The organism is Candidatus Campbellbacteria bacterium (assembly GCA_024653945.1).
In the GTDB taxonomy this organism is placed as follows: Bacteria; Patescibacteriota; Minisyncoccia; order Phycocordibacterales; family EsbW-18; genus EsbW-18.
Genome location: JANLIT010000002.1, coordinates 148873 through 174629 on the forward strand (window position 1 = coordinate 148873; position 25757 = coordinate 174629).

Genomic DNA, 25757 nt, shown 5'->3' on the forward strand with positions numbered 1-25757 from the left:
TCGCAGTCCCCAGAATGCGGGAGGGTGTTACCCCTCTGCACGCTCTTGTCGTCTTACCGAACGAAGATTTGGAGGACCATCTCTCCTTGCTTGGTCTTGAAGTGACGCTCGCTTCCTTCACCTTCTTCGGAGAATGTCACCGAAAGAGGGATCTCGAAAGTCCCAAGGCTGGGGGGATTACTCCCCGTGTCCTCAAACTCCACCACCAAGAGCTCTCGATTCGTATCGACCGTGAGGCCCTTGATAACACCACCGGACAACTCGTTGTTCTGATTCCTCACAACTCTGCCCGTTGGGGCAGATTTTGCAACATCTTCCCATCCCTTGTCCTGAATGAATCTGATCATACATACCTCCTCAGCCAAGTGGCCGAAAGTTGACTTCTGGAAGCACTGTAGAGTATTTAGTGTCTTACGTCAAGTATTTAACGATATTCAAGAATATCAACCACTTTTCCCGTGTCATCAATAAGGGCGATTGCCTCACGCCTTTCTCGCCACAGAGTCTTACTTGAACCCAAAAAGAGTCGCCACGTATTTCCTAAAAAGTCAGAATCTGTTTTGTGTAGTTCGAGACATCCATCATATGTGGAATACGTACGTATAAAAGCTCTACAAAAACTAGGGGTGGTGCTTGCATAGGTTCCGCGGTCACACGAACCAGTGTTTTCAATGCCATCCATGCACGCGTCGTATTCTTCTTCATCGTCAAATGCGTCTGGTGTAATGCCAAATGACACAAGGTCTTCATCTTCTAGGAGGGGACACGACTGCCACATACTTGGATTAAAGTTGTAACTACGGTTCAAATATCCTGTACATTTGTTTTCTAAAAATCCCGTGTTTATTCCAACTGCGTATCGCGAATTTATAATCGCCCGCTCGCCTGGTGCAAGAAAGACGTTTTGTTCTTTTTTCCACGGCTGGTTACCTTCAAGAACGGCAACACCTTTTGGTATAGCAACACGAGTACCAGAAACCAGACTTTCAAGTTTCCATCCAGAAATAACAATCGGGGCAGTATTTGCACCACTGGCTTCAATGATGAGATATTCATCACGAGAATTTTGTGTGTAGGTATTACCCGCGCTCAAAGTAATCATTCCGTGGTATACAGATTGGTTTTTTTCATCAAGGGCCTCTTGTACCGCCCGTGCAATTTTTGCAATTTCATCTTCAATACGGTTTAATTCGCCCTGTTTGTATTCTGCGTCACTGACAACGCCATCATTATTGTTGTCATATGAACGGGTGTATGCCGCAGAACTTTCAATAGAATCAGTACCACCCAAAAAACTGTATGACGAAGAATTATTAAGGACGGGAACAGTTTCTTGTACGTACGAGATAAAAAAGACGGCCGCAATGATAAAAAAAAGAAATTTGACGAGGTCGTTCATATAAAGTAGAGGTTGGAAGTTGGATATGGGAAGTTGGAATGGGGGTGATTAGTTTAGTTTTTTCAACTCTTCTCTGACTACCGTTGCGTCGTCCCAAGGTATTTTACTCCCATTCGGACCCATAATATACGGGTCGGTACCTTTGCCGGTTATAAGAACAGCAACACGCGCGTGGGGGTTTGTTGTAGCCATTTTTTGGGCCAGTACGAGTGCTTCATGGAGGGCCTCTCGTCTATCAAGAATAATAGAAAGTTTTGATGTATCTTGTATACCCTCCGCCATTTGTTCTAGAATTTTTTGAGGGTCTTCGTCATATGGGTCTTCGTTGGTGAGAAAAATATGTTGGCAAGATGCTTCGGCAATACGCGCCATTTCAGGGCGCTTCCATGTGTCGCGTCCACCTCCAGTATTTCCAAGAACACCAACAACTCGAGAAAGAGAGAATGCCTCATAGATGCTTTTTAGTGAATCAGGTGTGTGTGCGTAGTCCACCACCACATCAAACGCTTGGCCTTCTCGTATAAATTCTGCACGCCCAGGAACGCTGGTTACACTTTCTAGCCCCTCTTTTATTTTCTGGGGTGGAATGTTTTGGCTCTGTGCAAAAGTTGCAGCCGATAGTGCGTTATACACATTAAAAAGTCCTGGAATAGCGAGATGGATACGCTCTCCACCAAATCCAAACTCATAACCCGTGCTTGTTTGGCTGTACGGTTTTGCGTCTGAAAGATGAAAAGGAAATGCACGATTGGCGCCACACTCTAAAAACGAAAGTGCCTCAGCATCGTCTGCGTTTGCAATAATCGCAGTATTTTGTTTGTGTGAGTGTGCAAGTTGTTGTGCGACAGACAATTTTGCATCGCGATAGTTCTCAAATGAGCCGTGTGATTCAAGGTGTTCGGGCGCGAGATTGGTAAAAATAAGCGCATCCATGGCAATCCATTTGTGGCGGAACTGTTTCGCACCCTCACTCGTCATTTCAATGATTGCCCAATCACATTTCTCAGTAACTGCGTTACGCAGAAACTTTTGCACAAAAAATCGCCCCGGAATCGTCATTTTGTAGAGGTTGCGTGTTTCGGTGTCGGCAACTTTGAAACGAATGGTGCCAAGAAGCGCGGTTGTGTATCCCGCGGACTCAAGAATTGCATTTACCAACTCTGCTGTTGTTGATTTTCCTTTGGTGCCGGTGATGGCAACAACTTTGATATGGCGAGAAGGGAAGCGATAGACAAGCGTACCGAGGAGGGCGAGTTTCCAGTGGTAGATTGGTTGCAATGCCGTAAACAGCTTTGTGGGAATGAACCGTTTGATGAACCGAAGAGTTTTGTTGAGCATGCTTGTTTATCAAGGTTAAACCTCGATATATCGAGGTTTAACCTTGATGATTACCTGCCACCGAGAATTTTTAGGGCTTCTTTTATGCGTTCGTTTGTGCCGATTTTTGATACATCAATTTTTTTCACCGCATCACGTGCCTCTGTTTGTGAGTAACCCAATGACACAAGCACTTCCACCACATCAGCATCTTCACGAAGTTCTCCGCCCATCTCGCCGCGACTGCCGAGTCGGTCTTTGAGCGTTACCACAATGCGCTCTGCAGTTTTCTTTCCAATGCCGGATACTTTGGTGAGGTAGGTAATATTTTCTTCAGCAATAGCACGTCGAAGTGTCTCGGCACTTGCAAGCGAGAGTACGGCAAGAGCGGACTTCGGACCAATGCCCGGTACCGCTAAGAGCATTTCAAAAAATGCCAATTCGTCGCGGTCGGCAAATCCAAACAAATCCATAGATGTTTCGCGCACCGCCATATGCGTCCACAACGAAATCGTGTCACCAATTTTTATTTTTGATGCCGTGTCGCGTGCCACATGAACACCGTAGCCAATGCCAGCAACATCAATAACGATGAGTCCTGGTTCTGTGTGAAGTGCTGTGCCTGAAATGTGGGAAATCATATATGAAGTATAAGCTCAAAATCCAAATATCAAAATCCAAAAACTTTTACTACTTGCTACTTGCTACTTTTCTTGCTATGTTTACTACGCTCTACAAACTAAGAAGCTATAAAAGCTACAAGCTAAGAAGCTAATTCCTATGCCAATAATCAAAGCAGCAAAAAAGGCACTTCGCAGTTCCGCACGAAAGCGTGTGGTTAACTTGCGTCGTACACGTGCCATGAAAGAAGTGGTGAAGGATATTCGCGATCTTACAGGAAAGGGTAGTGTAAAAGATGCGCAGGCAAAACTCGCCAGTGCCTACCAGGCAATTGATAAGGCGGCAAAACTCGGTATTATCAAAAAGAATGCAGCTTCACGAAAGAAATCACGCCTTGCCAAACTTCTTAAAAAATCATCGCAATAATTCTAAAAACACCAGCCTCGGGCTGGTGTTTTTGTTTGTGCGGTGGTATTGTCTCGGCAGATTCAACCAAGGGGAGAAACGCCATGGGGAAGACTGTGTGGTATATCAAACCGAAGAATGGACATACCTCGGAAGCAGTCGGGAGAGTGACTTCCGACGAGGACCTGCGTTACGAAATAAGATGCTCCGATGGGGTTAAGAGGAATCTTTACCGATGTGAGTGGGGAGTCCTCGAGACCGCCTTGGGCTCGGCGGAGAACATCTATCTTCACTTCAATGTCTGGAGACAACGGGGGACCAGTCTTCCGGCGCCCTTTGATCCACGAAAGGTGTTCGTGGGGAAGGAGCCTCCTAAGGTTCAAGCACGTACATGGCTCGCCAAGCAGAAGGCGCGCAAGGCCGCTCACACGTCGTGAGCGGTTGTTTTTTTATCTAGAATCTATTCAACAAGATATTTTTCAATCAAACGTCGGGCAACTTTATTGAGAAGTATGATAACGACAATAATAAGCGCAATGCCAACCTCAAGTCGTGGAAGAAAATGTTGTGTTGAAAAGAGAGAGGCACTGAGCACGTATGCCAAAACCCAAATAACGGATGACCACACAAACGTGGTGATTATGTTTGCTTCAAGGAATTGCTTTATGGGAACACCAATCATTCCCATACGAATAAGTGTTGGACGACTCAAACCGTATAGAAAACGGGTGATGAGAAGTGATTTAAATATGTGCGCATGAAAAAGATGGTCAAATTGTCCTGCTTCACGGGTAACCCATGCGCTTATTTTTTTAGAGAGCGAAAGATTGGTGCCGAGCAAGAACCACAACAAATCACCGATAAAAACTCCAAGAAGTGTTATAGCGAGAATATCGTAAAAGTTCAAAGAACCTTGGTGTACAAGAAAGGCGGCAAGAAAAAGAGTAAGCTCACCTTCAATGAGTAGTCCAACAAAAATGAGAACGTATGCGAATACGTGGTATGTCTGAAGATACTGAAGAAATAGTGTGTGCATCTGGCGGTGGGAGTGAGATTCGAACTCACGGTCCCCGTTAAGGGACACCGCATTTCAAGTGCGGCGCGTTAGACCTCTCTGCCATCCCACCAGTACCAAGAAGATACTAACAAAGTCCTCTTTGAGCAAGGTGTAGATGTGGTACGCTATAGGTATGCAAATTCACCTTGCGTGGAAGACATTGGAATACGAACACAAACCACGGAGCTCCGATTGGTTCTGGGGACTCGGTATTATTGCGATTGCGGGAGTCATTCTTTCAATTTTTTTAGGAAATTTTCTTTTTGGTGTTGTGATTGGTGTTGGTGCGGTTGCTCTCGGCTTACATGCACTTCGCCATCCGCATATCATAGAGTGTGAGATTCAAGACAGAGGGGTGCGTATTGGTGACACCCTTTTCCCGTATCGTACGCTTGAGTCTTTTTGGATAGATGAGCGCCTCATTCCAAATCGACTTCTTCTTAAATCACAAAAAATGTTTATGCCCCACATCATTGTGCCCCTTGCTGATATTTCTACCGATGAGGTTCGCGATACTCTTTTGCAGTATCTAGACGAAGAGGAGGTGCACGAAACATTTTCTGATAGAATTGTTGAGCTCGCTGGTTTTTAGTGGCGCCTCGTCATCATTTTTGCTAGAGTGTGCGTGTTGGACTCTCGTGTGGAAAATTCGCTCCTGTATGGAGTACCATACGGAAGCTCAGTCGGACCACATATGTGCTTGAGCTCCCACGTCCTCGGACCCGAGTAAAAAAGAAAACAGGCTTTCTTTTTTACTCTCTCCTCGAACGCTTCGCTCTACGCACATGCGTGTCATCCTCTTTTCGCTCCCGTCGTTCAACGGATAGGACGGCAGCTTGCGGAGCTGCTGATGTAGGTTCGATTCCTACCGGGGGCACACTACACAATTATATGAAATTTGAGGAATCCTCAATATCTAAAGAACAAAGGCCAAATTCCGAGGTGTATACCAAAGAATACGAAAGAATAAAAACTTGGCTTTTAAAACTTTTTAAGGATAAAAATGAGGAAGAAATAGAGGGCCTGTATTCTGAGATACAATTTCTTGTATCTGCTATTGGGGAGGATCCAAGTATAATAATTGAAAAAATTAAGAAAGGGTGGAACCAAGAAGATCCGGAAGAATTTGTTGCTATAGTTTTTGGTGCCACAAAAAAATATATAGACCAAAAAATAGAACACCCAGAAATTTTTGAAGAAATACGTCGAGAAAGAAGAATACAACGATTCGGAACTATTAAATTGAGTGAACTTATGTATTATAGCCTTGACCTTCAAAACGGTGTGGCGATTATTCACGTCGAACCAAAGGGAAATTTAGGGTTTGGCGGAATACTAAAATCATTTCGTGATGGAATGAAAGAGCTTGCAAAACAGGCAAAAAAAGACGAAAGAATAAAAGAAATTAAAGCCATGTCTTGGATAGTTGCATCAAACCCCGGTCTCTTAGAAAAAGCTGGTTTTATAGTTGACGGTCCAATGGATGAAAAAACGAAAGTCCAACATTTCGGCGATGAAGAAAGACCGGTTTCGGTGGCTCACATGAGTAGGGAGACGTTGTTAGAAAAATATCTTGGTTAATTGGTCTCTCATATCGGCTAACTATATGGAAAGTTCTGAACAATATATTCCCGAAATACCGCCTACTCCAGATGTGCTAACAACACGTCTTGAGCTTGAGTACCGTGGCAAGCTTCAACACAATATCCTCATAAGCATTGGCAAGAGGGCCTTTGACTCGGACTCCGCATATGAGCACGGAAAGAAAATTTTGGATTATATAAGTGCCATTATTGACGCTGATACTCCAGAGGGGGAAGAAATTCGAGAACTTGCCCGTGCTGAAAAATATGAAGAAGCAGAGACAAAGGTCATCGCGCTTCTTGACTTGAAAAAAGTAGAACTACCCCAAGCATGATTCTCGGCATTGATTACGGAACAAAACGAGTTGGGGTTGCACTCTCGGATACAAGCGAAACGCTTGCATTTCCGCGAGAGGTTTTGCAAAACACAAAGTCGCTCGTAGCCGACATTGCCGGCATTGTTGCAAAAGAAAATGCGAACATTATTGTGATCGGTCATTCAACGGATACAAAAGGTAAAGATAACCCTGTCATGATTGCAATTCAGAGTTTTAAAGAAAAACTTGAGAAGGAAATAAACGTGCCAGTTGTGTTTGAACGTGAGTGGTTTTCTTCACAGGAGGCGACACGATTTACGGGTGCAAATAGTATGATAGATGCATCGGCTGCCGCAATTATTTTGCAGAGATTTTTAGATAGAAAGAGGGGGGCACAAAACAGATAACATGTAACTTGAAACAAAATGTGTGGAATAATAGTGTTACACGTTACATGCTACGTGTTACATAATTCATAACATATGATTACCATCGACCAATTAAAAACCGCAGATATTCGTATCGGACAAATTCTTTCTGCAGAAGAAGTTCCCGAGACAGACAAACTCCTTAGACTTACTGTTTCTTTTGGTGAAGAGACACCACGTCAAATTATTTCTGGAATTAAACAGTACGTTGCTGATATACAAACACTCGTGGGCAAAAAAACCGCATTTGTAGTAAACCTTGAACCCCGCACCATTAAAGGACTTGAAAGCAACGGCATGTTGTTTGCTGTCTCGACGGGTGAGGGTGAAGAACGACAGTTTTCTTTCATTGTCCCCGAGAGAGACATACCGCCAGGCGCCCGTTTGGGTTAGTATTAAGTCATGACATTTACGTCACGAGTTCTTTCTCTTTTTCCTACACCGGCGTATCTCTCCATGCTCGCCGCGGGGATTGATGTGTCTGACAACTCGGTGAAGTACATTACCTTTTCAAAAAGTCGCACACACGGAAGGCGTTTGAGTGGGTATGGGTCAATGCAAATTCCAAAAGGGGTTGTTGTTGGTGGTAAGGTTGTTGATGCAAAAAAACTCACAGAAGTACTCTCTCTTTTTCGAGAAAAATATAAGCTACATTTTGTGCGAGCATCGCTTCCTGAAGAAGAGGGATACATTTTTCCATCATACGTTCCAACTGGTATCACCAAAAAAGAAGTACAAGAAGTTCTTGAATTTAAATTGGCGGAAAATGTGCCACTTACAGCAAGCGAGGCGGTGTTTGATTTTGATAGTGTTCGTGATGCGTCTCTTTTTGTTGGTCAGCGACTCGTGTCCGTCTCTGCGTACCCTCAAGCAATTGCTCAACAATACGCAGATTTGCTTATTGCATCTGGACTTGAACCGTTGTCTCTTGAAATAGAGGCACAGGCAATCGCTCGCGCCATTGTCCCCAAAAGTTTTGTGGGTGCATGTATGGTTGTTGATGTTGGAAGAACAAGGTCTGGAATTTCAGTTGTACGAGGACAGGCCGTTCGTTTTACAGCTACAGTAGATATCGGGGGGGACAACGTAAGTGATGTCATACTCGCAACACTTCCCGCCACAACCGAAGAAGACATGGTGCGAATAAAAAATCAGGAAGGATTGCATTTTTCTGGAGATGCAACCATTCGTCAGGGATTTGAAACTTTTGCAAAGAGTATTGCCACGGAACTTGACCGTTATATTGTGTATTGGCAAACCCACAAGGATATTAAAGATTCTAACGTATCTCACATCCCCATTGAGAGGGTGTTTCTCTCGGGTGGTAATGCAAATATTGCAGGTCTTCCAGAGTATCTCGCGCACGCGTTACATATACCTGTTGAAATTGGAAATGTATGGACAAATGCTTTTTCATTGGATGGATATGTTCCAGAAATACCATTCAATGATTCGCTTGGATATGCGTCCGCAATAGGACTTGCGCTTCACGAGCACGAGTAGCACATGACAGAATTATCCCACTTTTGATTATCTTTGAGGGAGAAGTGCGCGGTATACTAGAGGTGTGGTTAATTTGCTTCCAATAAAAAATCAACACATCGTTGCGTGGGAGCGTCGCGGGAGGGCTCTCCTTGTCGTTTTGATATTTGCTATTTGTTCATTGATTCTTTTGATATTTTTTCTTGCGCCGTCGCTCATTCTCGCACGGTCTGCGGTAGGTGGATTTACAGACCAATTGGTTGCCACAAAAACACTTGTTGATTTACAACGGCGACAAAGTGGTACAGAAGTGTTGACAGACATACAAACGCGCTCTGACCTCTTGAAAGATGTGTTATCACAGAGATCTTTGACGTCAATTCTTCAAGAGGTGATGCCACGAATTCCAAATGGGGTTTCTCTTCAACAAATAACATACAGTACTCAAAAAAAAGAGATATCAGTAACACTTAAAGGAATTGCACAAACACGAAATGCATTGACGTCTCTCGGCGATTCGTTGCGTTCATCTCCACTATTCTCACGCGTTGATATTCCTGTTTCAAGTTTGGCACGAAGTGTAGATATTGATTTTACTGTAACACTTTTGTTGGAGATGGCAGGAGACGTTGTTGAATACGCGGGGACACCAAGAACGAACGTGCCGTTGCCTGAAATGGGCACAGGGACATCAGCGACAACAGGTGCGCTGATAGAAAAAATAACACCATGAAAAAGGTAACAGAAAAAACGAAACGACGGTACGCTGTGTTTGTGTTTGCCCTTCTTGCGGTAGGTCTTGTTGGTGCATATGTGTGGGCCATTCTTTTGACCAATCAATACCACAATCAAATCATTCTTACACAAGAAGAACTACTTGTTCAGGTTGAACGCGAACGACGGGTTCGTGACACAGCGGGGGTGATTGCTAGTCTCAAAGAAGAGCGTGAAGTTGTAAAAACTTTTTTTAAAACTCCTGACGACGTGATTTCTATTATTGAAGAAATTGAGGGGTTTGGTCGCACCATTGGAGCCCTGGTGTCTGTTGTGCAGGTTCAGGTAGATGATGAGGACCCAAAGACGCGTGAAGGAACGTTTGTGGTGAGTATTTTTTCAACAGGTTCGTGGAAAAAAATGATGAACCTTATAGGACTGCTTGATTCGCTTCCGTATCAAGCAAAAGCAAGCCAAATAACTCTCGACACATCTCAAAAAGAGGGAGGGTCTACTACCGTTTTACCATGGACCGTTCGAGCGTCGTTATCTATAGTACTTAAAAAATAAGTATGTCATCACTTCAGACAGTTTGGTTATACATAAAGAAAAAAGCGCATACGTTTTTTGTTGCACAAACAGCCGCGGGTCTCTGGGTCCGACTTCTGTGTGTTGTAATAGTATTGAACATTTTTGGAATCACACTCTCGCTTATTTTCTTTTCTCGGATACAAAACATGAATCAATCAATCATTGTGCCAGTTGAGGTTGAACAGGCGGATGATGTTGACCGAGCGAGCGTACAAAAAACCCTCGAGGCTTTTTCTCGTCGTGTGGTTGAATTTGAATACAGAAAAACAAATGGCGTTTCTATTCCAGAGCCGAAGTAAACAGAAAATAGTAGCTAGTATGTGGAGGTTGGTATGTTGGGGTATTAAAATTTTCATAAAAAGTTTGTGAAGGTAAAAGGGAAGTTTTTGTGATAGGGTAGGCGTGTCCCTCCTGTATGGAGTACCATGCGGGAGGTCACTCGGACCACATATAAGCTCGAGCTCCCACGTCCTCGGAATCGAACAAAAAAGAAAACAGGCTTTCTTTTTTGTTCTCTCCTCGAACGCTACGCTCTATGACTCATGCGTGTCACCCTCATTTTCCTCCCGTAGTTTAATGGATAAAACAGGAGACTTCTAAGCTCTTAATGTAGGTTCGATTCCTGCCGGGAGGACAAGAAAAAGAAGAAGACAGGCAGAAAAAAATATGTATAATTGGTCAGTCGGGCGCTTAGCTCAGTTGGTAGAGCAACTCTTTTACACAGAGAAGGTCGGGGGTTCGAATCCCTCAGCGCCCACAAAACAGTGCCTCCGCTACGTATGTAGTGGAGGTTTATGTTTTGTAGAGGCGGTGGGGATTCGAAGGTCAGAGACAGACGTGTCGAGACGGGGTCGCGGAACTTTTCAACAGAAAAGTATCCGTGACCGAATCCCTCAGCGCCCACCAAAAACACCCGAGAGGGTGTTTTTCTATTTTGGGTATATTAACTTTTTATCTTTAAGGGTCATACTAGGGTCATGAACGAGATAGAGGCAGTTGTAATAGGTAAGGTTCAAAATGTTGGATTTCGAGAGTTCGTCTCACGACATGCCAACGCACTGTGGCTTCAGGGTTTTGTGCAGAACCAAGGTGTTGGCGAATTGAGGGTGGTTGCGCAAGGGCCAGAAGATAAACTGGAGCGACTCATAGAACACTTGCACAAAGGTCCGTTTCTTGCACACGTTCGTGATGTACAGGTACTATGGAGAGAACCAACAGAACAGTTTACAGAGTTTTCTATAGTGTAAACTGTAAGCACGAATACCGAATTACAAAAATCGAAACAAGTACGAATATCTTGAATTTCAAAAACAGTTTTTCGAATTTCGATATTCATATTTCGAATTTACTATGAATATAAAAATTCTCTACGAAGACGATGATGTTGTGTTTATCAACAAGCCCTCTGGTGTGATGGTGCACGAAGACGGGCGCGGAAAAGGTCAAACGCTGGTGGATTGGGTTATTGAACACTATCCCGACAGCGCGACGGTGGGTGAGCCACAAATGCTTTCTAACGGCATGATGGTAGACCGTCCAGGAATTGTGCATCGTCTTGATGCTGACACATCGGGTGTGCTTGTGATTGCAAAAACAGAAGATGCGTTTGTGCATCTCAAGTGTGTGTTTCAGGAACGAGAGGCAACAAAAGTGTATCGAGCATTTGTGTACGGAAGCGTGAAAAAAGATACAGATGTCATCAACCGTCCGATTGGAAAAAGTAGAACTGACCCGCGCCTATGGTCAGCACAGAGAGGAGCTCGAGGTGTAATGCGTGATGCAATTACACACTACGATGTACTGCAGCGGGGAACAGAACATTCATACCTTGAACTACGCCCAAAAACAGGACGAACGCACCAAATCCGCGTGCACCTCAAAGCAATCAATCATCCGGTCATTTGTGACCGTTTATACGCACCCAAACAAGAAGCAGCGCTCGGCTTTGAACGCCTCGCACTTCATGCATGCTCACTCTCGCTCATGCTTCCATCGGGAACAATCAAGACCGTTGAGGCGCCCCTTCCTCCTGATTTTGTTCGTGCAGAAAAAATTCTCAAAAAAGAGGGTAAATAGAATCTCCCATGACTCTAGTGGTTTTTTACTATGTTTGCACAATACCAAACATCGCAAATTCTATAATTCTATAGAATAAGAGTTTTTGATGACTAATCACCAAGCAATAACACGGGTACTTCATTCTTGCCGTTTTTTTAGAGTCGTGCTAGAGTATGGTTTCTTTACGAAATATGGCACAAAAAACAACCAAAATATCACCAATAAATATGGACGAACGAAAAGCCCTTCCTCTACGAGCAGGTGATACAGTTCGTGTCTGGGTAAAAGTTGAAGAAAAGGGAAAAACACGCCTCCAGGCGTTTGAAGGTACGATTCTTGCTCGAAAGGGAGGTACAACGGCGGGAGCAACATTCACCGTACGACGTGTGTCTGGTGGCTATGGTGTTGAGAAAATCTTCCCTCTCTATTCTCCTGCAATCGATAAAATTGAAATCACTCGCCGTGTGAAGACACGCCGTGCGAAGTTGTACGATATTCGTGACAAGGCGGCGCGTGAAATTCGCCGACAAATGCGCAAGATGCACACCGTCAACATTTCAACAGGCACTGCAAAAGATGAAGTAGTAGACGAAGTGGTGGCAGAGGTAGCCGTAGAAGATACAAAATAAAAAAAGAAACAGCCCCGACGTAACGTCGGGGCTGTTTTTCGTTCTGTGCGCAGGAGAGGATTTGAACCTCCAAGCCCTTGCGGGCGCTACCACCTCAAGGTAGTGCGTCTACCAATTTCGCCACCTGCGCGGTGAGGGCAGTATAAACTAAAGTTGAAAAACAGGGAAGAGAACACAGATTTTGGTTCGGTGCTATTCTACATATATGCGAGAGACATTTCATAGAGTAAAAGATTACTTAGAGCGACACGAACGTCCACTGTCGGCGGTCGCGCTTGTGTTTGGTTTTGTGATGGATTCACTCACACTGAGTCGTATTGATCTTCTCTCAAACCAACTCGTTCTTTTTATATATCTCTGTATTGTTGGTTTTTGTATTATTATTCTTGCGTTGCAAGAAACACGAATTGCTGGCCACCCCGTTCTTTTGTGGGCAGTAACAATAGCACCACTCATCATGCAGATTGTGTTCGGTGGTTTATTCAGTGCGCTTGTTGTTTTTTATTCTCGAAGTGCATCTTTTTCGGCAAGTTGGCCATTCATTTTGTTTCTTATTGGAATGCTTATCGGTAATGAAACATTTCGTGCGCGATATGAGCGAATGGTGTTTCGTGTGAGTATTTTTTTCATTGCACTCCTTTCATTCAGTGTTCTGATTGTTCCTGTGGTTCTTCACTCAATTGGAGTTCTTCCATTTCTACTTAGTGTGTCTGTCAGTATTATTCTTGTGTACTGTTTTATTTTACTGCTCACTTTTTTTTCTCGAGAGCATGTATACGAAGTTCGACACGTGCTCATGCAGAGTATTGGCATCATTACCATTGTGTACATGATTGCCTATATCACCAATATTATTCCTCCTGTGCCACTGGCACTTAAAGATTTTGCCGTAGCACACAGCGTTGTACGTGTTGACGATGGATACCGACTTTCAGTTGAGCCACATTCACTTTCTGATTACTTCCAATTGTCTGAAATCTACCACAGAACACCTGGTGAGCCGGTGTATATATGGACATCGGTGTTTGCACCAACGAAGCTTTCCACGGCAATCGTTCATAACTGGCAGTATAAAGAAGGAAATTCGTGGAAGACGGCAAGCAGAATTTCATTTCCAATTACCGGAGGCAGTGATGGGGGATACCGAGGATATTCTATGAAAGAAAATCTGGGAGCGGGTGCGTGGCGCGTGTCTGTGGAAACATCTCGTGGTCAAGTCATTGGACGTGTACGTTTTGATATTGTTGATGTTGGTGCAACGCAACCCCAACAACTTATTGAGAAATAATTTTTTTTGTCGCTTTACTGAAGGTTTTTTGGTACAGTATCCCCACAACTTGTCTTGAGCGAGCCAGAGCCCGTCCTCGGCGAGTCGAAATATGGTGCCTATAGTTTAGTGGTAAAACTCCGCTCTGTGGCAGCGGTGTCGAGAGTTCGATTCTCTCTAGGCACCCCAATTAGAGGTAGGTTCTGGTCGAGCAAGGGTTGTGACCCTACTGGATAAAGTTTATAAGGTATTTTTTTATCGTTACCCGGATATTTTGTAACACTTTTTCACGTGACGTCGGACGGCTTTTTGCAATACCAACTGCAAAATTATATAAATCGTTCTGATCCATCTTTATCCATTTATTATTGTGTGCTAGAAAAACAAGTAGTGTCATAATAGCGACTCTTTTATTGCCGTTTTGAAATGGATGATTTTTTATCATCAAATAAAACAACATCGTTGATTTTTCAACCAACCCTCTATACATATCTTTTTGGTCAAAGCTGGTAAATGGAACATCTAAACAACTTTCAAGCGCGTTGGGAAGACGTGTCCTAAAGTCAGGTATCGGCTCATCCCATGTCATTAGCTCTTTTGCTAACGCAAAAGCAGTAAATTCCACCTCTGCCATTGTGATAGGTTTTGTTTTCATTCCTTGGCCAATCTCCTGAATGCTCCTCCGTACTCTTTCACGGCCTTTTTCACTGCCGTTTCAATTTTTTGTTTTCTACTTGAACCAACAGCCTGACCCAACGCTTCCAAAAGATCTTCGTGGGCGATTACATAATTACGTCCTATTTTTTCGGCCCTTAGTCTTTTACTCTTTATTTTTCTAAAAACCTCCACACGACTTAAGTGCAATATTTTTGCTACCTCTGCCGTGGAATAAAATTTTCTGTTCATATTCGTATAGTAACATATGTTACTATACGAAATAAGGCTTTAAAAAGGGGCTCGTGGGGGAATGGGGTCAGACCCCTTTTCCTCATTAGTTCCAGCTCGAGATAGCCACCCCCAAATAGTGGAAGTTAGTGGTTACCTGCCTGCCGGCAGGCAGGGATGTTGGAAGTTGGTGATTTGTCCAAGTACTCTAATTGTAGTTTGAACTGGTATACTTTTGGTATGGTATGGAAGAGCGTTCACACAAAACAAAAACAATTCTCATTACGGGAATAGGCAAAGGAATTGGGAAGGCGCTTGCGCAAAAATTTCTCGCGGAAGGAAACCGTGTTATTGGTACAGCACTAACGGGTGCCGTTGATTTTTCTGATCCAAACCTCTCCGTGTTTCATCTAGATATACGAAGTGAAGAAAGTATAGAGAAATGCGTTGCAGACATTAAAAATACAGGGCATACGATAGATATTCTCATTAATAACATCGGCGTGCTTCTTGATGAAGACGAGACGGTAGTTGTTATGGACAAACTGCGAGGAACGTTAGAAGTAAATCTTATCGGCACGATTGGTTTTACTGAAAAAGCCATTTCTCTTTTGTCTGAGGGAGCCCATCTTCTAACCATCACCTCCTCGGCTGGCTCAATCACTCAAGTAGCGACCGAGAGTCATTTTCCTGGACACTATCCTGCATACAAAATTTCAAAGGCCGCTCTCAATATGTATGTCAAAACACTTTCAGAGAGGTTGAAAGGGAAGGCGATTGTTTCTGCAGTTCATCCTGGGTGGGTAAAGACCGACATGGGTGGACAAGAGGCCGATGTAACACCGGAAGATGCCGCTGATGGAATCTATACTCTTGCCCTCTCTCAACCTGAAACAGGACACTTTTGGTTTAGAGACAAAGAATTGCCGTGGTAAGTACTTCTGATATGGAAATAAGAAAACCCGTTTTAAATAAAGGTATTCTGAAAAAGAAAACTTTTACGAATATTTCCGTGACGGAACTTGAGGGTGTTTTTATTGTTGGTGGTTCTTTAGAAAATCAGAATATTGAAGATATAAAAATTGATACCAGCGCCCTAGAAGACATCTCCTTTCAATCCTCAAAAGTAAAAGATATACAATGTATTGATTCAACCCTCACAGGTGCTAACTTTGCCGGAGCTTCCTTTGAACAAACTTATTTTGAAAGAGTTTTAATAACAAAAAGTCGTTTCCAAGGGACACAGTTTATGGGGTGTGTTGTCCGTGATGTGATGATTGAGAAATCAAAGTGTGCAGATGTATCATTTAGGTTTGCAAAAATAAAAGATGTGGTTTTTCTTGGTTGTGATTTAGAAAATGCCGACTTCATGGGGGCTAGTATGGAGAATGTTGTGTTTAAGGATTGCAGTCTTAGGAATTCATAATTTTCCCAAACAAAATTAAAAAACATTAGTTTTAAAGACGCAGATATTGAAGGAATTGTGATAGACAAAAACTCACTCAACAGTATTACTGTCAATACGGGGCAGGCCCTATATCTTGCCACACTATTGGGGTTTAAAATTGAAAATTAGGTCTAAAAAATTTATTTTTTTAAAACATTGCTCTTACTGGTAATTAGGAATACTATCCTCACCAGAAGAAATTGTTCCTCGTCAGCTTCACCCCACCACCAACCTAGGAGACGTGACATGAGCGTGAGTGAGAAGGTTATCGTAGCCACAGACGAGCTTCCTCTCGGTGCGTGCTTGGATTTGGCGCGCGCCATCGGGCAACAGGTCTATGCGTTCAAGGTTCACAACCTGTACGATATGGACCCGTCCATCGTCACCCAGCTTCACAAGGCAGGTGCGCGACGCGTCTGGGTTGACGCGAAACTTCACGACATCCCGAACACGGTCAGGCTTCGTGCTCAGGCATTCGCCGACGCAGGTGCAGACATCATCACGGTGCATGCATCGGGTGGTATCGAAATGATGATGGCCGCACTTCAGAGCGGTATTCCCGAGATCTTTGCGATTACGGTTCTCACCTCTCTCTCGGAAGAGGAGACGCATCTATTACATGGGCAGCCGTCCAAGGCGGCAGTGCTCTACCTCGCGCGCATGGCCAAGCTTGCCGGCATGCAAGGTGTTGTCTGTTCGCCGAAGGAAGTCGGCATTCTCTCCAAACGTCCCGAGCTCAAAGGTCTCACTCTCGTGACGCCGGGAGTTCGTTCCGTCGGTAAGGATGCCGGCGACCAACAGCGTGTTGATACGCCCCTCGCGGCACTCAACGCCGGTGCGTCCTACCTCGTTGTGGGTCGCCAACTCACAAAGGCGCCCGATCCTGTCGCCGCTCTCGCCCAGCTCGAAGAAGAGATCGCCGAGGTAATCTGAAGCTTTTTTGGTTCAAACCGTCCACCAACGAAAAGAAAAACCGTTGGGAGGGCGGTTTTTCTTTTTTAGACTATAAAAATAATTTTAGTCGGGTATACTTTTAGTATGAACACAGTACTTCCTTTAGATGTCGTAGTACCGTTTATTGGATTTGTTCTCTTTTTTGTCGTACAAGCAACGGGCAAGACAAGCGAAAAAGCACTAACGCTTACTGTGATATTTCTCAGCGGAGGTATTTTTGCATTGCATTACAACGTGGGTGAAATAGCACTTTTCCTACTCGGTCTTGCTTTTGGTTTGGTAATTGAGATTGGATTACGAAAACTTGGATCGCAACAGAAATGGTCACGTGCATCTCTATTTGGTATTCCATATTGGTTACCATTTGCATGGGGAATTGGATTTGTCATTATTACTCGTGTTGGTATTTTTGTCCGCGCTTTCTTTTTGTAAAAACACTGAACTTTTGCAGAACAAAAGTTCAGGTACGGAATGAGTTTTGCTTCTCAAAAAACTCTCGCCTGCCTGCCGGCAGGCGGGGAGCCCGATGAGGGCGAGAGGGAGTGCTTTTTCAGTAGAAAAAGACACGTGTTTTTGGGAAGCAAAACGAATGTAGAGTTTTCCACAGCCATCCATTGACAGGTGAACGACCGTTCACCTATACTTATAACCAACAAAAGGTTATAGGTAACTAACAATTATTCATATGAAGTACCAAGACTACATACAATATATAGATAAAGAGATTGAGGCCCTTAACTGGACTATTGATGAAAAAATAATGCAAGGAATTTCGTATCGTTCTGAAGCAAAGAGACACAAAGAGCTGATACGGTGGGCACGACGCAATCGTCGTCCATCACTTTTTAAAAGACTTTCATCAGTCATGGCACTCTTTTAATGCTTACCGAGTACACACAAAAACTTCATTCGTTTTATGAAAAGAATAAACGAATGCCAACGTATACAGAGATGGCGAAGCTTTTCGGTTTTAAATCTAAAAACGCAGTTTTTAAAGTTGTTGAAAAACTTGTTGAAGCGGGTGCAGTAACCAAAGATTATCTCGGACGTCTCACACCAACAATGCTCTTTGGTGAAGTAAAAATGCTCGGCTTCATTGAGGCGGGTATTCCGTCACCAACAGAAGAACACGAATTTGATTCTCTTACGCTTGATGAGTGGCTCATCAACGATCACAATGCGACATTCATTCTTAAGGTAAAAGGGGACTCCATGGTGGACGCGGGAATTTTTGAAGGAGATTTCGTACTTGTTGAACGCACCGACACATGGAAGGTGGGGAATATTGTGGTTGCTGACATTGATGGGTTGTGGACACTCAAATATTTACGTCGTAATGCAGAGGGCTACTATCTCCAACCGGGAAACAAAAAATATCAGAATATCTATCCCCAAGAGGAACTCAAAATTGGTGCAGTGGTCCGCTCGGTGATTCGACGGTACGAAAAATAGCCAAGCCCTCCACAAGACTCTAACAGGGTTGACACAGTATACCCCATGGGGGTATACTGCTTTTATATATGCATACACACATACATAAAAACGTTGAAAACCGTCTCAAACGTATTGAGGGGCAAGTTCGTGGTTTACAGAAAATGGTTGTAGAGGGTAAGTACTGTATTGATGTTATTACCCAATCATCGGCCATCAGAAATGCACTTGCCTCGGTGGAGGACTTAATGTTGCAAAACCACTTGACGCAACACGTAGTGCACCAGATGAAACACGGCAAAGAAACGAAGGCGGCACAGGAGATTCTCAAAGTGTACAAACTCAAACGAAAATAATTTTTATGGATACTACAAAAACATACAACATAAAAGGAATGCACTGTGCGTCATGCGCAGCAATTATTGAGAAAACCTTTAAGAAAACAGACGGTGTTACATCCGTACAAGTAAACTATGGCACAGAAACCGCAAAAGTTTCTTTCGATGAGTCAAAAACAAACCCAACAGATCTTTCAAAGAAGATAGAGCCACTCGGATACTCTCTACGCTTGCCAGATAGCCCGAGTGTGAAAGAAACGAGTCCCGTTAGAGGCCGCGAAGACATGGAGCGGTCTTCTGACTCTAATGGGATGGGAATGTCTGAGGATGAACATTCGGCACATCTCGGTCTTAATCAATCCAAAAAAGAGAAATTGGCAGAACTGGCTGACATGAAAAGTAAAATTATTTCAGTTATTCCACTTACCATCATCAGTACCATCATTTTAGTGTGGGATATTGTTGCGCGATTTAACTCAGGCGCCGCAATGCCGGAGTTTTGGAGTGAATTCTTTCACCACCTACTTCCTATAATGGCGACCTATACACTTTTTGTTGTAGGACAGCCATATCTTCTTGGTTTTTACAGATTTCTTCGTTATGGCAAAGCAAACATGGATACGCTTATCGGTATTGGTACGTCCGTGGCGTTCCTCTACAGTTTTATTGTTACTGCGTTTGAAGAAACATTACGACCATTCATTAATGTAGATAATACGTACTATGACGTTACCATTATTGTTATTGCCTTCATTGCATTTGGTAAATATCTTGAGGCGCGTTCAAAATTAAAGACAGGAGATGCGATTGAAAAACTTCTCAATTTGCAGGCAAAAACAGCACTCGTGATTCGTGATGGAAAAGAAATAGAGATTCCGGTGAATGAGGTGAAACACGGAGACGTACTTGTCGTAAAACCCGGCGCAAAAATTCCTGTTGACGGGACAATCATGGAAGGCTCTTCGTTTGTGGACGAGTCCATGGTGACAGGAGAGCCGATGCCTGCACAGAAAAAAGTGGGGGATAGTGTTGTTGCTGGAACCATTAATACCACAGGTTCATTTACATTCACCGCAACAAAAGTTGGCTCGGAGACACTGCTTGCTCAGATTATTCACATGGTTGAAGAGGCACAGGGAAGCAAGGCACCGATTCAGGCACTCGCAGATAAGATATCTGGTGTCTTTGTCCCAATTGTGCTCGTTATTGCCTTCGTAACTCTGGGTACATGGCTTCTTGTGGGGACACAATACCTCGGATTCTCACAAGCACTTTCATTTGGGCTCGTGTCGTTCGTGGGAATTTTGGTGATTGCGTGTCCGTGCGCACTAGGGCTCGCAACGCCGACGGCAATTATCGTTGGAGTGGGCAAAGGTGCAAAAGAAGGTATTCTTATTAAAGATGCAGCAACATTAGAGAAATTACATAAGGTGGATACGGTTATTGTGGACAAAACAGGAACCATCACCATTGGAAAACCAACACTTGTTGATATTCAGAATTTCTCAAAAATGTCAGATGATGAACTTGTATCACTTCTTGCATCACTTGAGAAAAAATCAGAACATCCTATTGCACACGCAATTGTGTCGTATGTACAAGATAAGGCTATTAGTGTTGAAGATGCTTCAAATTTTGAAGGAATTCAAGGAAAGGGTGTGACGGCAACGGTCAAAGGAATTCAGTACTATGCGGGAAATGTAAAATTGATTTCAGACCTCGGCACTTCTTTTGATGCTTCAAAAATTGAAACGTTTACCGCGCAAGGAAAAACTCCAGTTATTCTTGCGACGAAAGAGAGCGTTCTCGGGTTTGTTATGGTTGCTGATGAAATAAAAATAGAATCAAAACAGGCAATTGCAGATCTTCACAAACTCGGAATCAAAGTGGTGATGCTCACCGGAGATGATGAGAAGGCGGCGAAATACATGGCATCTCTTGTTGGTATTGATGACGTGGTAGCACATGTGTTGCCACAGGACAAGTTGGCAAAAATAAAAGAATTGCAGTCGCGGGGACGTATTGTTGCTATGGCAGGAGATGGAGTGAATGACGCACCGGCACTTGCTCAAGCGGATGTTGGTATTGCGATGGGTACAGGAACTGATGTTGCCATAGAATCAGCAGGCATTACGCTTCTTGGTGGAGATATCTCAAAGCTAGTGAAAGCAATTAAGCTTTCAAAGATGACCATGTGGGGAATCAAGCAAAACTTGTTCTGGGCGTTTATTTACAACATCGTTGGTATTCCACTTGCTGCAGGAGTATTTTATCCAGTTTTTGGATGGCTACTCTCTCCGGTGTTTGCTGGTTTTGCGATGGCAATGTCTTCAGTGTCTGTGGTATCAAATTCCTTACGAATTAAAACTAAAAAATTATAAGTAATTAAAAAATATGAATAATAAAATTATTTTTGGAATCGGAGGAATCATTGCCGGCCTCCTGCTGGCGTTCATTCTTACACCTGGGGGTTTTTTCGGGTACCGTACCGCAGGATTTAGAATGATGGGCTTTGATACTGAAGGCGTAGGGAATACCCAAGTGATGAATGGTATTGATAGACATTTTATTGAACAGATGATACCGCACCACGAGGGAGCCATAGCAATGGCTACCCTTGCACTACAAAAGGCAGTGCATCCAGAAATTAAAACATTGGCGCAGGCAATCCTTGTGGCCCAAACAAAAGAAAATGTAGATATGAGAGTATGGTACGGAGAGTGGTTCGGTACAGATGCCCCCGAGAACACCCTTTCCATGATGGGGGGGATGATGTCACAAAGAGGAATGCATATGGGTGGGCAGGAAGATATAAACAAACTGAACACTGCCGCAGATTTTGACAAGGAGTTTATTGAACAGATGATACCGCACCACCAAATGGCAATTATGATGGCACAGATGCTAAAAGCTGGGACCAGCAGACTGGAAATGTTAACTCTTGCAAATAATATTACCGAATCGCAGTCAAAAGAAATAGAACAAATGGAAAGTTGGTATAAGAGTTGGTATAAGTAAAATTATATAAGTTAAGATTATTAGATTAATTAAAGAACTTATTATGAAACTATCTAAATTAATGCATGTCGTCAGTGTTATCGTGGGGTTTGTCGGAATCATAGTGTTTGCAGGTGCCATTCTAGGTGGGTCGGATAATTTGGTTTTTGGAATTACAAAAGTGGGTGCTCTACTCTGTGCCGGAATTCTTATTCTTATAGCAATTTGGTTTGCGATTGCAACAATTCATCACACGATGCTTGAGAAGCGAGGAGGAATTGTTTAATAGATTAATAAAAATTATATGGAACTATCATTAAAAAAATATGGTTGGAAATGTGTACTTGGCTCGGAGGTTATCTACGTTATTTGTCTTCTTGGGGGGTATATTCCATGGCGTTCAGAAGTAGCCACCGAATTACACCACCGTTTGTTTGAAACTCTCCCCGGTTTTGTGTGGGGAAATTCTAGCAGTATTGTTCTTGGTGCGGTGTATATGTTTGTCTTTGCTTGGATATTTGGGAGTTATATGGTCTGGATGCACAATTCAAGTTTAAAGAAGAGCTAGAGTACCCGCTTGACTACTATACCCCGTGGGGGTATAATGAACTTCAATATGAATATGAAATGAATATGAATTCTCTGTTTAAAAAAAATATAGCCATCATTGTTCTGGTAGTATTTTCAATGCTGGTTCTTTTCAGTTTTGGTGTGGTGGCACATGAGTCGGGGAAACAAATGACGGGCGACTGCCCCTTCTCAACGGCGGGAGCCACCATTTGTCCACAAGATGTACTTTCGGTGGCCATTCACCACATCTCTGCGTATAATTCGTTTTTTAATGTACCAACAAGTTTTGGATTGACCGCACTCATTATTTCTGTGTTGTCGGTAATCGCCACTCTGTTTGTTATTTCCCCGCGGTTACAGCTACCGAGTCGATTGGTTTTTGCCCATACTGTACACACCTCTCCCACAGTCAATTCATATACTAGGAAAATAATTCAGTGGCTGTCTCTTTTTGAAAATAGCCCCTCCCGCACCTAAAAGCACTTAAAAAGTCTAGCTTTTTAAGTGCTTTCGACTCGCGCATGCATCGCGGGTTTTTGTATTACAAAATACTACTCACTTCTAATCTACAAATTATGAAACCACAAACAGTTATTATCACAGTCCTTGCATTCGCCACTGTTATAGGTCTTCTTGTTGTCGGCTATAACAAAAACGGAAACGCAGCAGCATCTGTACAAGGTGTGTCAGCGGTTACAGGAGAAAGTGGACTCACTGTGTCTGAAACCCTCTATGATTTTGGCACAATATCCATGAAAAATGGAAACGTAACAAAAGATTTCACACTTACTAACCCGACCGATGCAGATATTATGGTTGGTCGTGTTGAAACGTCATGTATGTGTACAGCTGCATATATTGTTGAACCGGATGGAACCAACAAGGGACCGTTTGGTATGCCGGGACACGGAGGTGCGGTTCCTCCAGCAAATGAAATAATCCCAGCAGGAGAAAGTCGCATCATTCGTGTTGTGTATGACCCAAATGCTCACGGTCCAGCAGGTGTTGGAAAAATTGACCGTTTCATTACCATCACAGATTCTGCAAACCAATCTATTCGTATTGAAGTTAAAGCTGTAGTAACCCCATAGTCATATGAAAAAACTTATTATTAGTATTGGGGTGGTGCTCATCGCACTTAGTGCGGTTGTTGTTCTGAAGTACAGTCCCGGATTCTCAACATTCCTATGGAACGCGAGCAATGGCGGTGTCTGGCTCCTGCCTCTTGTTGGTTTTTCGGCGCTTCTTGACAGTGTGCATCCGTGCTCATTCTCGATTTTGCTCATCACTATTGCGTTTCTCTTTGGTCTACAAATGACCAGAAAGAAAATTCTCCAGATTGGTGGATTCTACATTGCTGGAATCTTTGCCGCGTACTTTACGATTGGCATCGGTATCTTGAAGGTCATCCACATCTTCAATGTGCCGCACTTTATGGGGAAACTTGGGGCAGCGCTCCTTATTATCTTCGGAATACTCAACCTCCTCGGCGCGCTCTTTCCGAAGTTCCCTATAAAACTCAAACTTCCTGACGCTGCGCACGGGGCGATGAGTAAACTTATTAACACCGTCTCCGTGCCAGCAGTGTTTGCTCTCGGATTACTAGTTGGACTCTGTCAGTTTCCATGTATGGGTGGTCCGTACCTTATGGTTATTGGTCTTCTGCATGACCAAGTTACCTACTTCTCAGGTCTTGGATATCTCCTCCTCTACAATGTGATTCTCGTTGTACCACTTGTAGCGACCCTTTGGATTGCTGCAAATCCAACACTTATCGACAAAATTATGCTGTGGAAAAAAACCCAAATGAAAGACGTTCATCTGTGGGCGGGTATTGCAATGATTATTATCGGCATCCTAGTACTTTTCATCTAATATGACATTTCTCAAGAAAGTCTGTCCGGTGTGCACGCTCGTAGCTCTCACATGGCTTTCAATGTTTGTGTTCAAGGTACTTGGGTATGCCGTTAATAATGAGCTCCTTGCGATGCTCATGGGCGGTAGTGTGGTTGGTATCTCGTACACACTTGCCGCACGACTGCGACCTGTCTTTCATAAACCAGTGACGATGTATTGGAAGCTCATTACAATCCCTCTCGGGTTTATAGCCATGTATGCGACTTTACAGTTTATGTGGTGGTATACCGTCGGGGCAGTAGGTATATACGCTCTTGTGTGGGCGGTTTTCAACGGTATGTTTACCGCAACGGAGAAGGGGGAACATTTAGAAGACATTACTAAAGCATTAGATACGTGTTGTGAATAATTATATGGAAGAAACAAAATACACAGAAGAAACTATAGTAAACAATCCAGCACCTCGCAGTGGTTCAAATCCAATACCACTCGCAATTCTTGTTGCTGGAGTTCTTATCGCTGGTGCAATGTGGTTCAGAGGTACTGGTGGAGTGGGTCAACTTCAGGCGACAGGTGACAAAGAAGTAAACAGTCAAGTGTTGGCTTTTGAAGAGTCAATTATTCCATCGGAAGGTGTTGTCTTACCAGCAACGTGGGGTGATCTTGGAGCAAAACTTGTCAGTGTTGGTGCAATTGATGTTGAAAAATTAAAGACAACCTATGATCAGAGGGGCGCACTTCCAGAGGGATTTAATAAACTTCTCCTTGAACAAAACAATGGCAAGTTAAAAATAACTCGTGAGAATTCCGCCTATCTTCTCAATCTCTTATGGGCGCTCGGGCTTGCAAGCGATAATTCTATTTTGGAATCAGGAGAAATGTCTGACCCGAAGTATGGTGGTGCACAAAACTTTACTTCAACCGCTGGTTGGACAATTGCACAAGGTAACCCAATGGACCACTACAGCAAACATAGATTCTTCAATCTCACACCAGAGCAACAGGCACTCGTAGACAAAGTATCGCGGGGCATATTCCGTCCATGCTGTGGAAACTCCACACATTTTCCTGACTGCAATCACGGCATGGCGATGCTCGGCCTTCTTGAACTGATGGCATCACAAGGTGTGAGTGAAGAAGACATGTACAAAGCAGCTCTTGCAGTCAATTCGTACTGGTTTCCTGATACCTATCGTACCATTGCGACATACATGAAAAACAAAGGTATCGCATGGGCGAATGTGTCTCCATCAGAAGTGCTTGGTGCACAATACTCGAGTGGTACGGGATACGCAAAAATTAAGGCACAAGTTACACAACCACAACAGCAACAAGGTGGAGGTGGGTGTAGTGTGTAGTTTGCTTAAAAAGCAACCATTGCACGTTGTAAAAAGTTGGATATCCAACAAA

At 43.5% G+C, this 25757-nt stretch carries 37 protein-coding genes and 6 tRNA genes; 34 read left to right on the forward strand and 9 right to left on the reverse strand.

Annotation, left to right across the window (positions count from 1 at the left end; genetic code table 11):
- Positions 1-53 precede the first annotated feature (53 nt).
- From NUW02_01220 to ruvA, 4 genes are all read right to left on the reverse strand, one after another.
- Positions 54-347 (reverse strand): hypothetical protein, encoded by a 294-nt coding sequence (locus NUW02_01220; GenBank protein ID MCR4274656.1) that lies wholly within the window; start codon positions 345-347, stop codon positions 54-56.
- A 77-nt stretch (positions 348-424) separates the two neighbouring features.
- A complete protein-coding gene (locus tag NUW02_01225) occupies positions 425-1399 on the reverse strand; it encodes a hypothetical protein (GenBank protein ID MCR4274657.1) in 975 nt (324 codons plus the stop codon).
- Positions 1400-1447: 48 nt separating this feature from the next.
- Positions 1448-2737, reverse strand: a complete 1290-nt coding sequence (murE, locus tag NUW02_01230; protein MCR4274658.1) for a UDP-N-acetylmuramyl-tripeptide synthetase — start codon at positions 2735-2737, stop codon at positions 1448-1450.
- Between the two features lie 50 nt (positions 2738-2787).
- On the reverse strand, positions 2788-3357 hold the full coding sequence (gene ruvA / locus NUW02_01235; protein ID MCR4274659.1) for a Holliday junction branch migration protein RuvA: 570 nt from the start codon (positions 3355-3357) through the stop codon (positions 2788-2790).
- A 139-nt stretch (positions 3358-3496) separates the two neighbouring features.
- Here ruvA and rpsT point away from each other — a divergent pair, with 139 nt between their 5' ends.
- The gene (gene rpsT / locus NUW02_01240; GenBank protein ID MCR4274660.1) at positions 3497-3763 is read left to right on the forward strand and encodes a 30S ribosomal protein S20; all 267 of its coding nucleotides are present in this window, start codon (positions 3497-3499) and stop codon (positions 3761-3763) included.
- Positions 3764-4202: 439 nt separating this feature from the next.
- Here rpsT and NUW02_01245 read toward each other — a convergent pair whose 3' ends face one another.
- Complete coding sequence (locus tag NUW02_01245) at positions 4203-4778, reverse strand: VTT domain-containing protein (GenBank protein MCR4274661.1); 576 nt, start codon at positions 4776-4778, stop codon at positions 4203-4205.
- 1 nt (position 4779) lies between these two features.
- Positions 4780-4869: transfer RNA gene (locus tag NUW02_01250), tRNA-Ser, on the reverse strand.
- Positions 4870-4932: 63 nt separating this feature from the next.
- Between NUW02_01250 and NUW02_01255 the strand changes: the two genes are divergently transcribed.
- From NUW02_01255 to rplS, 15 genes are all read left to right on the forward strand, one after another.
- On the forward strand, positions 4933-5391 hold the full coding sequence (locus tag NUW02_01255) for a hypothetical protein (GenBank protein MCR4274662.1): 459 nt from the start codon (positions 4933-4935) through the stop codon (positions 5389-5391).
- A 213-nt stretch (positions 5392-5604) separates the two neighbouring features.
- Positions 5605-5676 (forward strand) — tRNA-Arg (locus tag NUW02_01260).
- Between the two features lie 14 nt (positions 5677-5690).
- Positions 5691-6380, forward strand: a complete 690-nt coding sequence (locus tag NUW02_01265) for a hypothetical protein (GenBank protein MCR4274663.1) — start codon at positions 5691-5693, stop codon at positions 6378-6380.
- A gap of 25 nt (positions 6381-6405) precedes the next feature.
- Entirely contained in the window at positions 6406-6717 is a 312-nt protein-coding gene (locus tag NUW02_01270) for a hypothetical protein (GenBank protein ID MCR4274664.1), read from the forward strand.
- Positions 6714-7106: a Holliday junction resolvase RuvX gene (ruvX, locus tag NUW02_01275; GenBank protein MCR4274665.1), complete on the forward strand. Its 393-nt coding sequence runs from the start codon at positions 6714-6716 to the stop codon at positions 7104-7106. Before NUW02_01270 ends, ruvX begins: the two co-directional genes overlap by 4 nt.
- 75 nt (positions 7107-7181) lie before the next feature.
- Positions 7182-7520 (forward strand): methionine--tRNA ligase subunit beta, encoded by a 339-nt coding sequence (locus tag NUW02_01280; protein MCR4274666.1) that lies wholly within the window; start codon positions 7182-7184, stop codon positions 7518-7520.
- A 9-nt stretch (positions 7521-7529) separates the two neighbouring features.
- Entirely contained in the window at positions 7530-8630 is a 1101-nt protein-coding gene (gene pilM / locus NUW02_01285; GenBank protein MCR4274667.1) for a pilus assembly protein PilM, read from the forward strand.
- 64 nt (positions 8631-8694) lie between these two features.
- Positions 8695-9342, forward strand: a complete 648-nt coding sequence (locus NUW02_01290) for a PilN domain-containing protein (protein ID MCR4274668.1) — start codon at positions 8695-8697, stop codon at positions 9340-9342.
- Positions 9339-9893, forward strand: a complete 555-nt coding sequence (locus NUW02_01295; GenBank protein ID MCR4274669.1) for a hypothetical protein — start codon at positions 9339-9341, stop codon at positions 9891-9893. The genes NUW02_01290 and NUW02_01295 overlap by 4 nt, the downstream gene beginning before the upstream one ends.
- 2 nt (positions 9894-9895) lie before the next feature.
- The gene (locus NUW02_01300; GenBank protein MCR4274670.1) at positions 9896-10213 is read left to right on the forward strand and encodes a hypothetical protein; all 318 of its coding nucleotides are present in this window, start codon (positions 9896-9898) and stop codon (positions 10211-10213) included.
- 263 nt (positions 10214-10476) lie between these two features.
- Positions 10477-10548, forward strand: a tRNA-Arg gene (locus NUW02_01305).
- Positions 10549-10598: 50 nt separating this feature from the next.
- Positions 10599-10671 (forward strand) — tRNA-Val (locus tag NUW02_01310).
- A 220-nt stretch (positions 10672-10891) separates the two neighbouring features.
- A complete protein-coding gene (locus tag NUW02_01315; protein ID MCR4274671.1) occupies positions 10892-11161 on the forward strand; it encodes an acylphosphatase in 270 nt (89 codons plus the stop codon).
- Between the two features lie 103 nt (positions 11162-11264).
- Positions 11265-11990: an RluA family pseudouridine synthase gene (locus NUW02_01320; GenBank protein ID MCR4274672.1), complete on the forward strand. Its 726-nt coding sequence runs from the start codon at positions 11265-11267 to the stop codon at positions 11988-11990.
- A 209-nt stretch (positions 11991-12199) separates the two neighbouring features.
- On the forward strand, positions 12200-12601 hold the full coding sequence (gene rplS / locus NUW02_01325) for a 50S ribosomal protein L19 (GenBank protein MCR4274673.1): 402 nt from the start codon (positions 12200-12202) through the stop codon (positions 12599-12601).
- A 46-nt stretch (positions 12602-12647) separates the two neighbouring features.
- Here the strand turns inward: rplS and NUW02_01330 are convergent.
- Positions 12648-12731: transfer RNA gene (locus NUW02_01330), tRNA-Leu, on the reverse strand.
- 75 nt (positions 12732-12806) lie between these two features.
- On the opposite strand from NUW02_01330, the gene NUW02_01335 reads away from it, so the two are divergent.
- Positions 12807-13889 (forward strand): DUF2914 domain-containing protein, encoded by a 1083-nt coding sequence (locus NUW02_01335; GenBank protein MCR4274674.1) that lies wholly within the window; start codon positions 12807-12809, stop codon positions 13887-13889.
- Between the two features lie 94 nt (positions 13890-13983).
- Positions 13984-14057 (forward strand) — tRNA-His (locus NUW02_01340).
- A gap of 37 nt (positions 14058-14094) precedes the next feature.
- Here the strand turns inward: NUW02_01340 and NUW02_01345 are convergent.
- Together NUW02_01345 and NUW02_01350 are read right to left on the reverse strand one after the other, a co-directional pair.
- Positions 14095-14502: a type II toxin-antitoxin system death-on-curing family toxin gene (locus tag NUW02_01345; GenBank protein MCR4274675.1), complete on the reverse strand. Its 408-nt coding sequence runs from the start codon at positions 14500-14502 to the stop codon at positions 14095-14097.
- 17 nt (positions 14503-14519) lie between these two features.
- Entirely contained in the window at positions 14520-14774 is a 255-nt protein-coding gene (locus NUW02_01350) for a helix-turn-helix domain-containing protein (GenBank protein ID MCR4274676.1), read from the reverse strand.
- Positions 14775-14998: 224 nt separating this feature from the next.
- Here NUW02_01350 and NUW02_01355 point away from each other — a divergent pair, with 224 nt between their 5' ends.
- The 16 genes from NUW02_01355 (at position 14999) to NUW02_01430 (ending at position 25705) form a co-directional block, all read left to right on the forward strand.
- Positions 14999-15688, forward strand: coding sequence for an SDR family oxidoreductase (locus NUW02_01355; protein MCR4274677.1), 690 nt, complete (start codon positions 14999-15001; stop codon positions 15686-15688).
- An 11-nt stretch (positions 15689-15699) separates the two neighbouring features.
- Positions 15700-16179, forward strand: coding sequence for a pentapeptide repeat-containing protein (locus NUW02_01360; protein MCR4274678.1), 480 nt, complete (start codon positions 15700-15702; stop codon positions 16177-16179).
- A gap of 267 nt (positions 16180-16446) precedes the next feature.
- Positions 16447-17133 (forward strand): orotidine-5'-phosphate decarboxylase, encoded by a 687-nt coding sequence (pyrF, locus tag NUW02_01365; protein MCR4274679.1) that lies wholly within the window; start codon positions 16447-16449, stop codon positions 17131-17133.
- Between the two features lie 105 nt (positions 17134-17238).
- A complete protein-coding gene (locus NUW02_01370; protein ID MCR4274680.1) occupies positions 17239-17586 on the forward strand; it encodes a hypothetical protein in 348 nt (115 codons plus the stop codon).
- Positions 17587-17839: 253 nt separating this feature from the next.
- The gene (locus NUW02_01375) at positions 17840-18034 is read left to right on the forward strand and encodes a hypothetical protein (GenBank protein ID MCR4274681.1); all 195 of its coding nucleotides are present in this window, start codon (positions 17840-17842) and stop codon (positions 18032-18034) included.
- Entirely contained in the window at positions 18034-18606 is a 573-nt protein-coding gene (locus NUW02_01380) for a LexA family transcriptional regulator (protein MCR4274682.1), read from the forward strand. The genes NUW02_01375 and NUW02_01380 overlap by 1 nt, the downstream gene beginning before the upstream one ends.
- A 68-nt stretch (positions 18607-18674) precedes the next feature.
- Positions 18675-18941, forward strand: a complete 267-nt coding sequence (locus tag NUW02_01385) for a metal-sensitive transcriptional regulator (protein MCR4274683.1) — start codon at positions 18675-18677, stop codon at positions 18939-18941.
- A gap of 5 nt (positions 18942-18946) precedes the next feature.
- Complete coding sequence (locus tag NUW02_01390; GenBank protein ID MCR4274684.1) at positions 18947-21304, forward strand: heavy metal translocating P-type ATPase; 2358 nt, start codon at positions 18947-18949, stop codon at positions 21302-21304.
- A 13-nt stretch (positions 21305-21317) separates the two neighbouring features.
- A complete protein-coding gene (locus NUW02_01395; protein MCR4274685.1) occupies positions 21318-21941 on the forward strand; it encodes a DUF305 domain-containing protein in 624 nt (207 codons plus the stop codon).
- A 43-nt stretch (positions 21942-21984) separates the two neighbouring features.
- Positions 21985-22206, forward strand: a complete 222-nt coding sequence (locus NUW02_01400; protein ID MCR4274686.1) for a hypothetical protein — start codon at positions 21985-21987, stop codon at positions 22204-22206.
- An 18-nt stretch (positions 22207-22224) separates the two neighbouring features.
- Positions 22225-22488: a hypothetical protein gene (locus tag NUW02_01405; protein ID MCR4274687.1), complete on the forward strand. Its 264-nt coding sequence runs from the start codon at positions 22225-22227 to the stop codon at positions 22486-22488.
- A 65-nt stretch (positions 22489-22553) separates the two neighbouring features.
- Positions 22554-22967 (forward strand): hypothetical protein, encoded by a 414-nt coding sequence (locus NUW02_01410; protein MCR4274688.1) that lies wholly within the window; start codon positions 22554-22556, stop codon positions 22965-22967.
- Positions 22968-23065: 98 nt separating this feature from the next.
- Complete coding sequence (locus NUW02_01415; protein ID MCR4274689.1) at positions 23066-23581, forward strand: DUF1573 domain-containing protein; 516 nt, start codon at positions 23066-23068, stop codon at positions 23579-23581.
- Positions 23582-23585: 4 nt separating this feature from the next.
- Entirely contained in the window at positions 23586-24365 is a 780-nt protein-coding gene (locus NUW02_01420; protein MCR4274690.1) for a hypothetical protein, read from the forward strand.
- 1 nt (position 24366) lies between these two features.
- A complete protein-coding gene (locus tag NUW02_01425; GenBank protein ID MCR4274691.1) occupies positions 24367-24756 on the forward strand; it encodes a hypothetical protein in 390 nt (129 codons plus the stop codon).
- Positions 24757-24760: 4 nt separating this feature from the next.
- Positions 24761-25705: a hypothetical protein gene (locus tag NUW02_01430; GenBank protein ID MCR4274692.1), complete on the forward strand. Its 945-nt coding sequence runs from the start codon at positions 24761-24763 to the stop codon at positions 25703-25705.
- Positions 25706-25757: the final 52 nt, after the last annotated feature.

Excerpts from the sequence above, each read along its gene's own strand:
- NUW02_01220 (MCR4274656.1), bottom strand. The coding sequence starts at position 347 with ATGATCAGATTCATTCAGGACAAGGGATGGGAAGATGTTGCAAAATCT.
- NUW02_01225 (MCR4274657.1), bottom strand. The coding sequence starts at position 1,399 with ATGAACGACCTCGTCAAATTTCTTTTTTTTATCATTGCGGCCGTCTTT.
- murE (MCR4274658.1), bottom strand. The coding sequence starts at position 2,737 with ATGCTCAACAAAACTCTTCGGTTCATCAAACGGTTCATTCCCACAAAG.
- ruvA (MCR4274659.1), bottom strand. The coding sequence starts at position 3,357 with ATGATTTCCCACATTTCAGGCACAGCACTTCACACAGAACCAGGACTC.
- rpsT (MCR4274660.1), top strand. The coding sequence starts at position 3,497 with ATGCCAATAATCAAAGCAGCAAAAAAGGCACTTCGCAGTTCCGCACGA.
- NUW02_01245 (MCR4274661.1), bottom strand. The coding sequence starts at position 4,778 with ATGCACACACTATTTCTTCAGTATCTTCAGACATACCACGTATTCGCA.
- NUW02_01255 (MCR4274662.1), top strand. The coding sequence starts at position 4,933 with ATGCAAATTCACCTTGCGTGGAAGACATTGGAATACGAACACAAACCA.
- NUW02_01265 (MCR4274663.1), top strand. The coding sequence starts at position 5,691 with ATGAAATTTGAGGAATCCTCAATATCTAAAGAACAAAGGCCAAATTCC.
- NUW02_01270 (MCR4274664.1), top strand. The coding sequence starts at position 6,406 with ATGGAAAGTTCTGAACAATATATTCCCGAAATACCGCCTACTCCAGAT.
- ruvX (MCR4274665.1), top strand. The coding sequence starts at position 6,714 with ATGATTCTCGGCATTGATTACGGAACAAAACGAGTTGGGGTTGCACTC.
- NUW02_01280 (MCR4274666.1), top strand. The coding sequence starts at position 7,182 with ATGATTACCATCGACCAATTAAAAACCGCAGATATTCGTATCGGACAA.
- pilM (MCR4274667.1), top strand. The coding sequence starts at position 7,530 with ATGACATTTACGTCACGAGTTCTTTCTCTTTTTCCTACACCGGCGTAT.
- NUW02_01295 (MCR4274669.1), top strand. The coding sequence starts at position 9,339 with ATGAAAAAGGTAACAGAAAAAACGAAACGACGGTACGCTGTGTTTGTG.
- NUW02_01300 (MCR4274670.1), top strand. The coding sequence starts at position 9,896 with ATGTCATCACTTCAGACAGTTTGGTTATACATAAAGAAAAAAGCGCAT.
- NUW02_01315 (MCR4274671.1), top strand. The coding sequence starts at position 10,892 with ATGAACGAGATAGAGGCAGTTGTAATAGGTAAGGTTCAAAATGTTGGA.
- NUW02_01320 (MCR4274672.1), top strand. The coding sequence starts at position 11,265 with ATGAATATAAAAATTCTCTACGAAGACGATGATGTTGTGTTTATCAAC.
- rplS (MCR4274673.1), top strand. The coding sequence starts at position 12,200 with ATGGACGAACGAAAAGCCCTTCCTCTACGAGCAGGTGATACAGTTCGT.
- NUW02_01335 (MCR4274674.1), top strand. The coding sequence starts at position 12,807 with ATGCGAGAGACATTTCATAGAGTAAAAGATTACTTAGAGCGACACGAA.
- NUW02_01345 (MCR4274675.1), bottom strand. The coding sequence starts at position 14,502 with ATGGCAGAGGTGGAATTTACTGCTTTTGCGTTAGCAAAAGAGCTAATG.
- NUW02_01350 (MCR4274676.1), bottom strand. The coding sequence starts at position 14,774 with ATGAACAGAAAATTTTATTCCACGGCAGAGGTAGCAAAAATATTGCAC.
- NUW02_01355 (MCR4274677.1), top strand. The coding sequence starts at position 14,999 with ATGGAAGAGCGTTCACACAAAACAAAAACAATTCTCATTACGGGAATA.
- NUW02_01360 (MCR4274678.1), top strand. The coding sequence starts at position 15,700 with ATGGAAATAAGAAAACCCGTTTTAAATAAAGGTATTCTGAAAAAGAAA.
- pyrF (MCR4274679.1), top strand. The coding sequence starts at position 16,447 with ATGAGCGTGAGTGAGAAGGTTATCGTAGCCACAGACGAGCTTCCTCTC.
- NUW02_01370 (MCR4274680.1), top strand. The coding sequence starts at position 17,239 with ATGAACACAGTACTTCCTTTAGATGTCGTAGTACCGTTTATTGGATTT.
- NUW02_01375 (MCR4274681.1), top strand. The coding sequence starts at position 17,840 with ATGAAGTACCAAGACTACATACAATATATAGATAAAGAGATTGAGGCC.
- NUW02_01380 (MCR4274682.1), top strand. The coding sequence starts at position 18,034 with ATGCTTACCGAGTACACACAAAAACTTCATTCGTTTTATGAAAAGAAT.
- NUW02_01385 (MCR4274683.1), top strand. The coding sequence starts at position 18,675 with ATGCATACACACATACATAAAAACGTTGAAAACCGTCTCAAACGTATT.
- NUW02_01390 (MCR4274684.1), top strand. The coding sequence starts at position 18,947 with ATGGATACTACAAAAACATACAACATAAAAGGAATGCACTGTGCGTCA.
- NUW02_01395 (MCR4274685.1), top strand. The coding sequence starts at position 21,318 with ATGAATAATAAAATTATTTTTGGAATCGGAGGAATCATTGCCGGCCTC.
- NUW02_01400 (MCR4274686.1), top strand. The coding sequence starts at position 21,985 with ATGAAACTATCTAAATTAATGCATGTCGTCAGTGTTATCGTGGGGTTT.
- NUW02_01405 (MCR4274687.1), top strand. The coding sequence starts at position 22,225 with ATGGAACTATCATTAAAAAAATATGGTTGGAAATGTGTACTTGGCTCG.
- NUW02_01410 (MCR4274688.1), top strand. The coding sequence starts at position 22,554 with ATGAATTCTCTGTTTAAAAAAAATATAGCCATCATTGTTCTGGTAGTA.
- NUW02_01415 (MCR4274689.1), top strand. The coding sequence starts at position 23,066 with ATGAAACCACAAACAGTTATTATCACAGTCCTTGCATTCGCCACTGTT.
- NUW02_01420 (MCR4274690.1), top strand. The coding sequence starts at position 23,586 with ATGAAAAAACTTATTATTAGTATTGGGGTGGTGCTCATCGCACTTAGT.
- NUW02_01425 (MCR4274691.1), top strand. The coding sequence starts at position 24,367 with ATGACATTTCTCAAGAAAGTCTGTCCGGTGTGCACGCTCGTAGCTCTC.
- NUW02_01430 (MCR4274692.1), top strand. The coding sequence starts at position 24,761 with ATGGAAGAAACAAAATACACAGAAGAAACTATAGTAAACAATCCAGCA.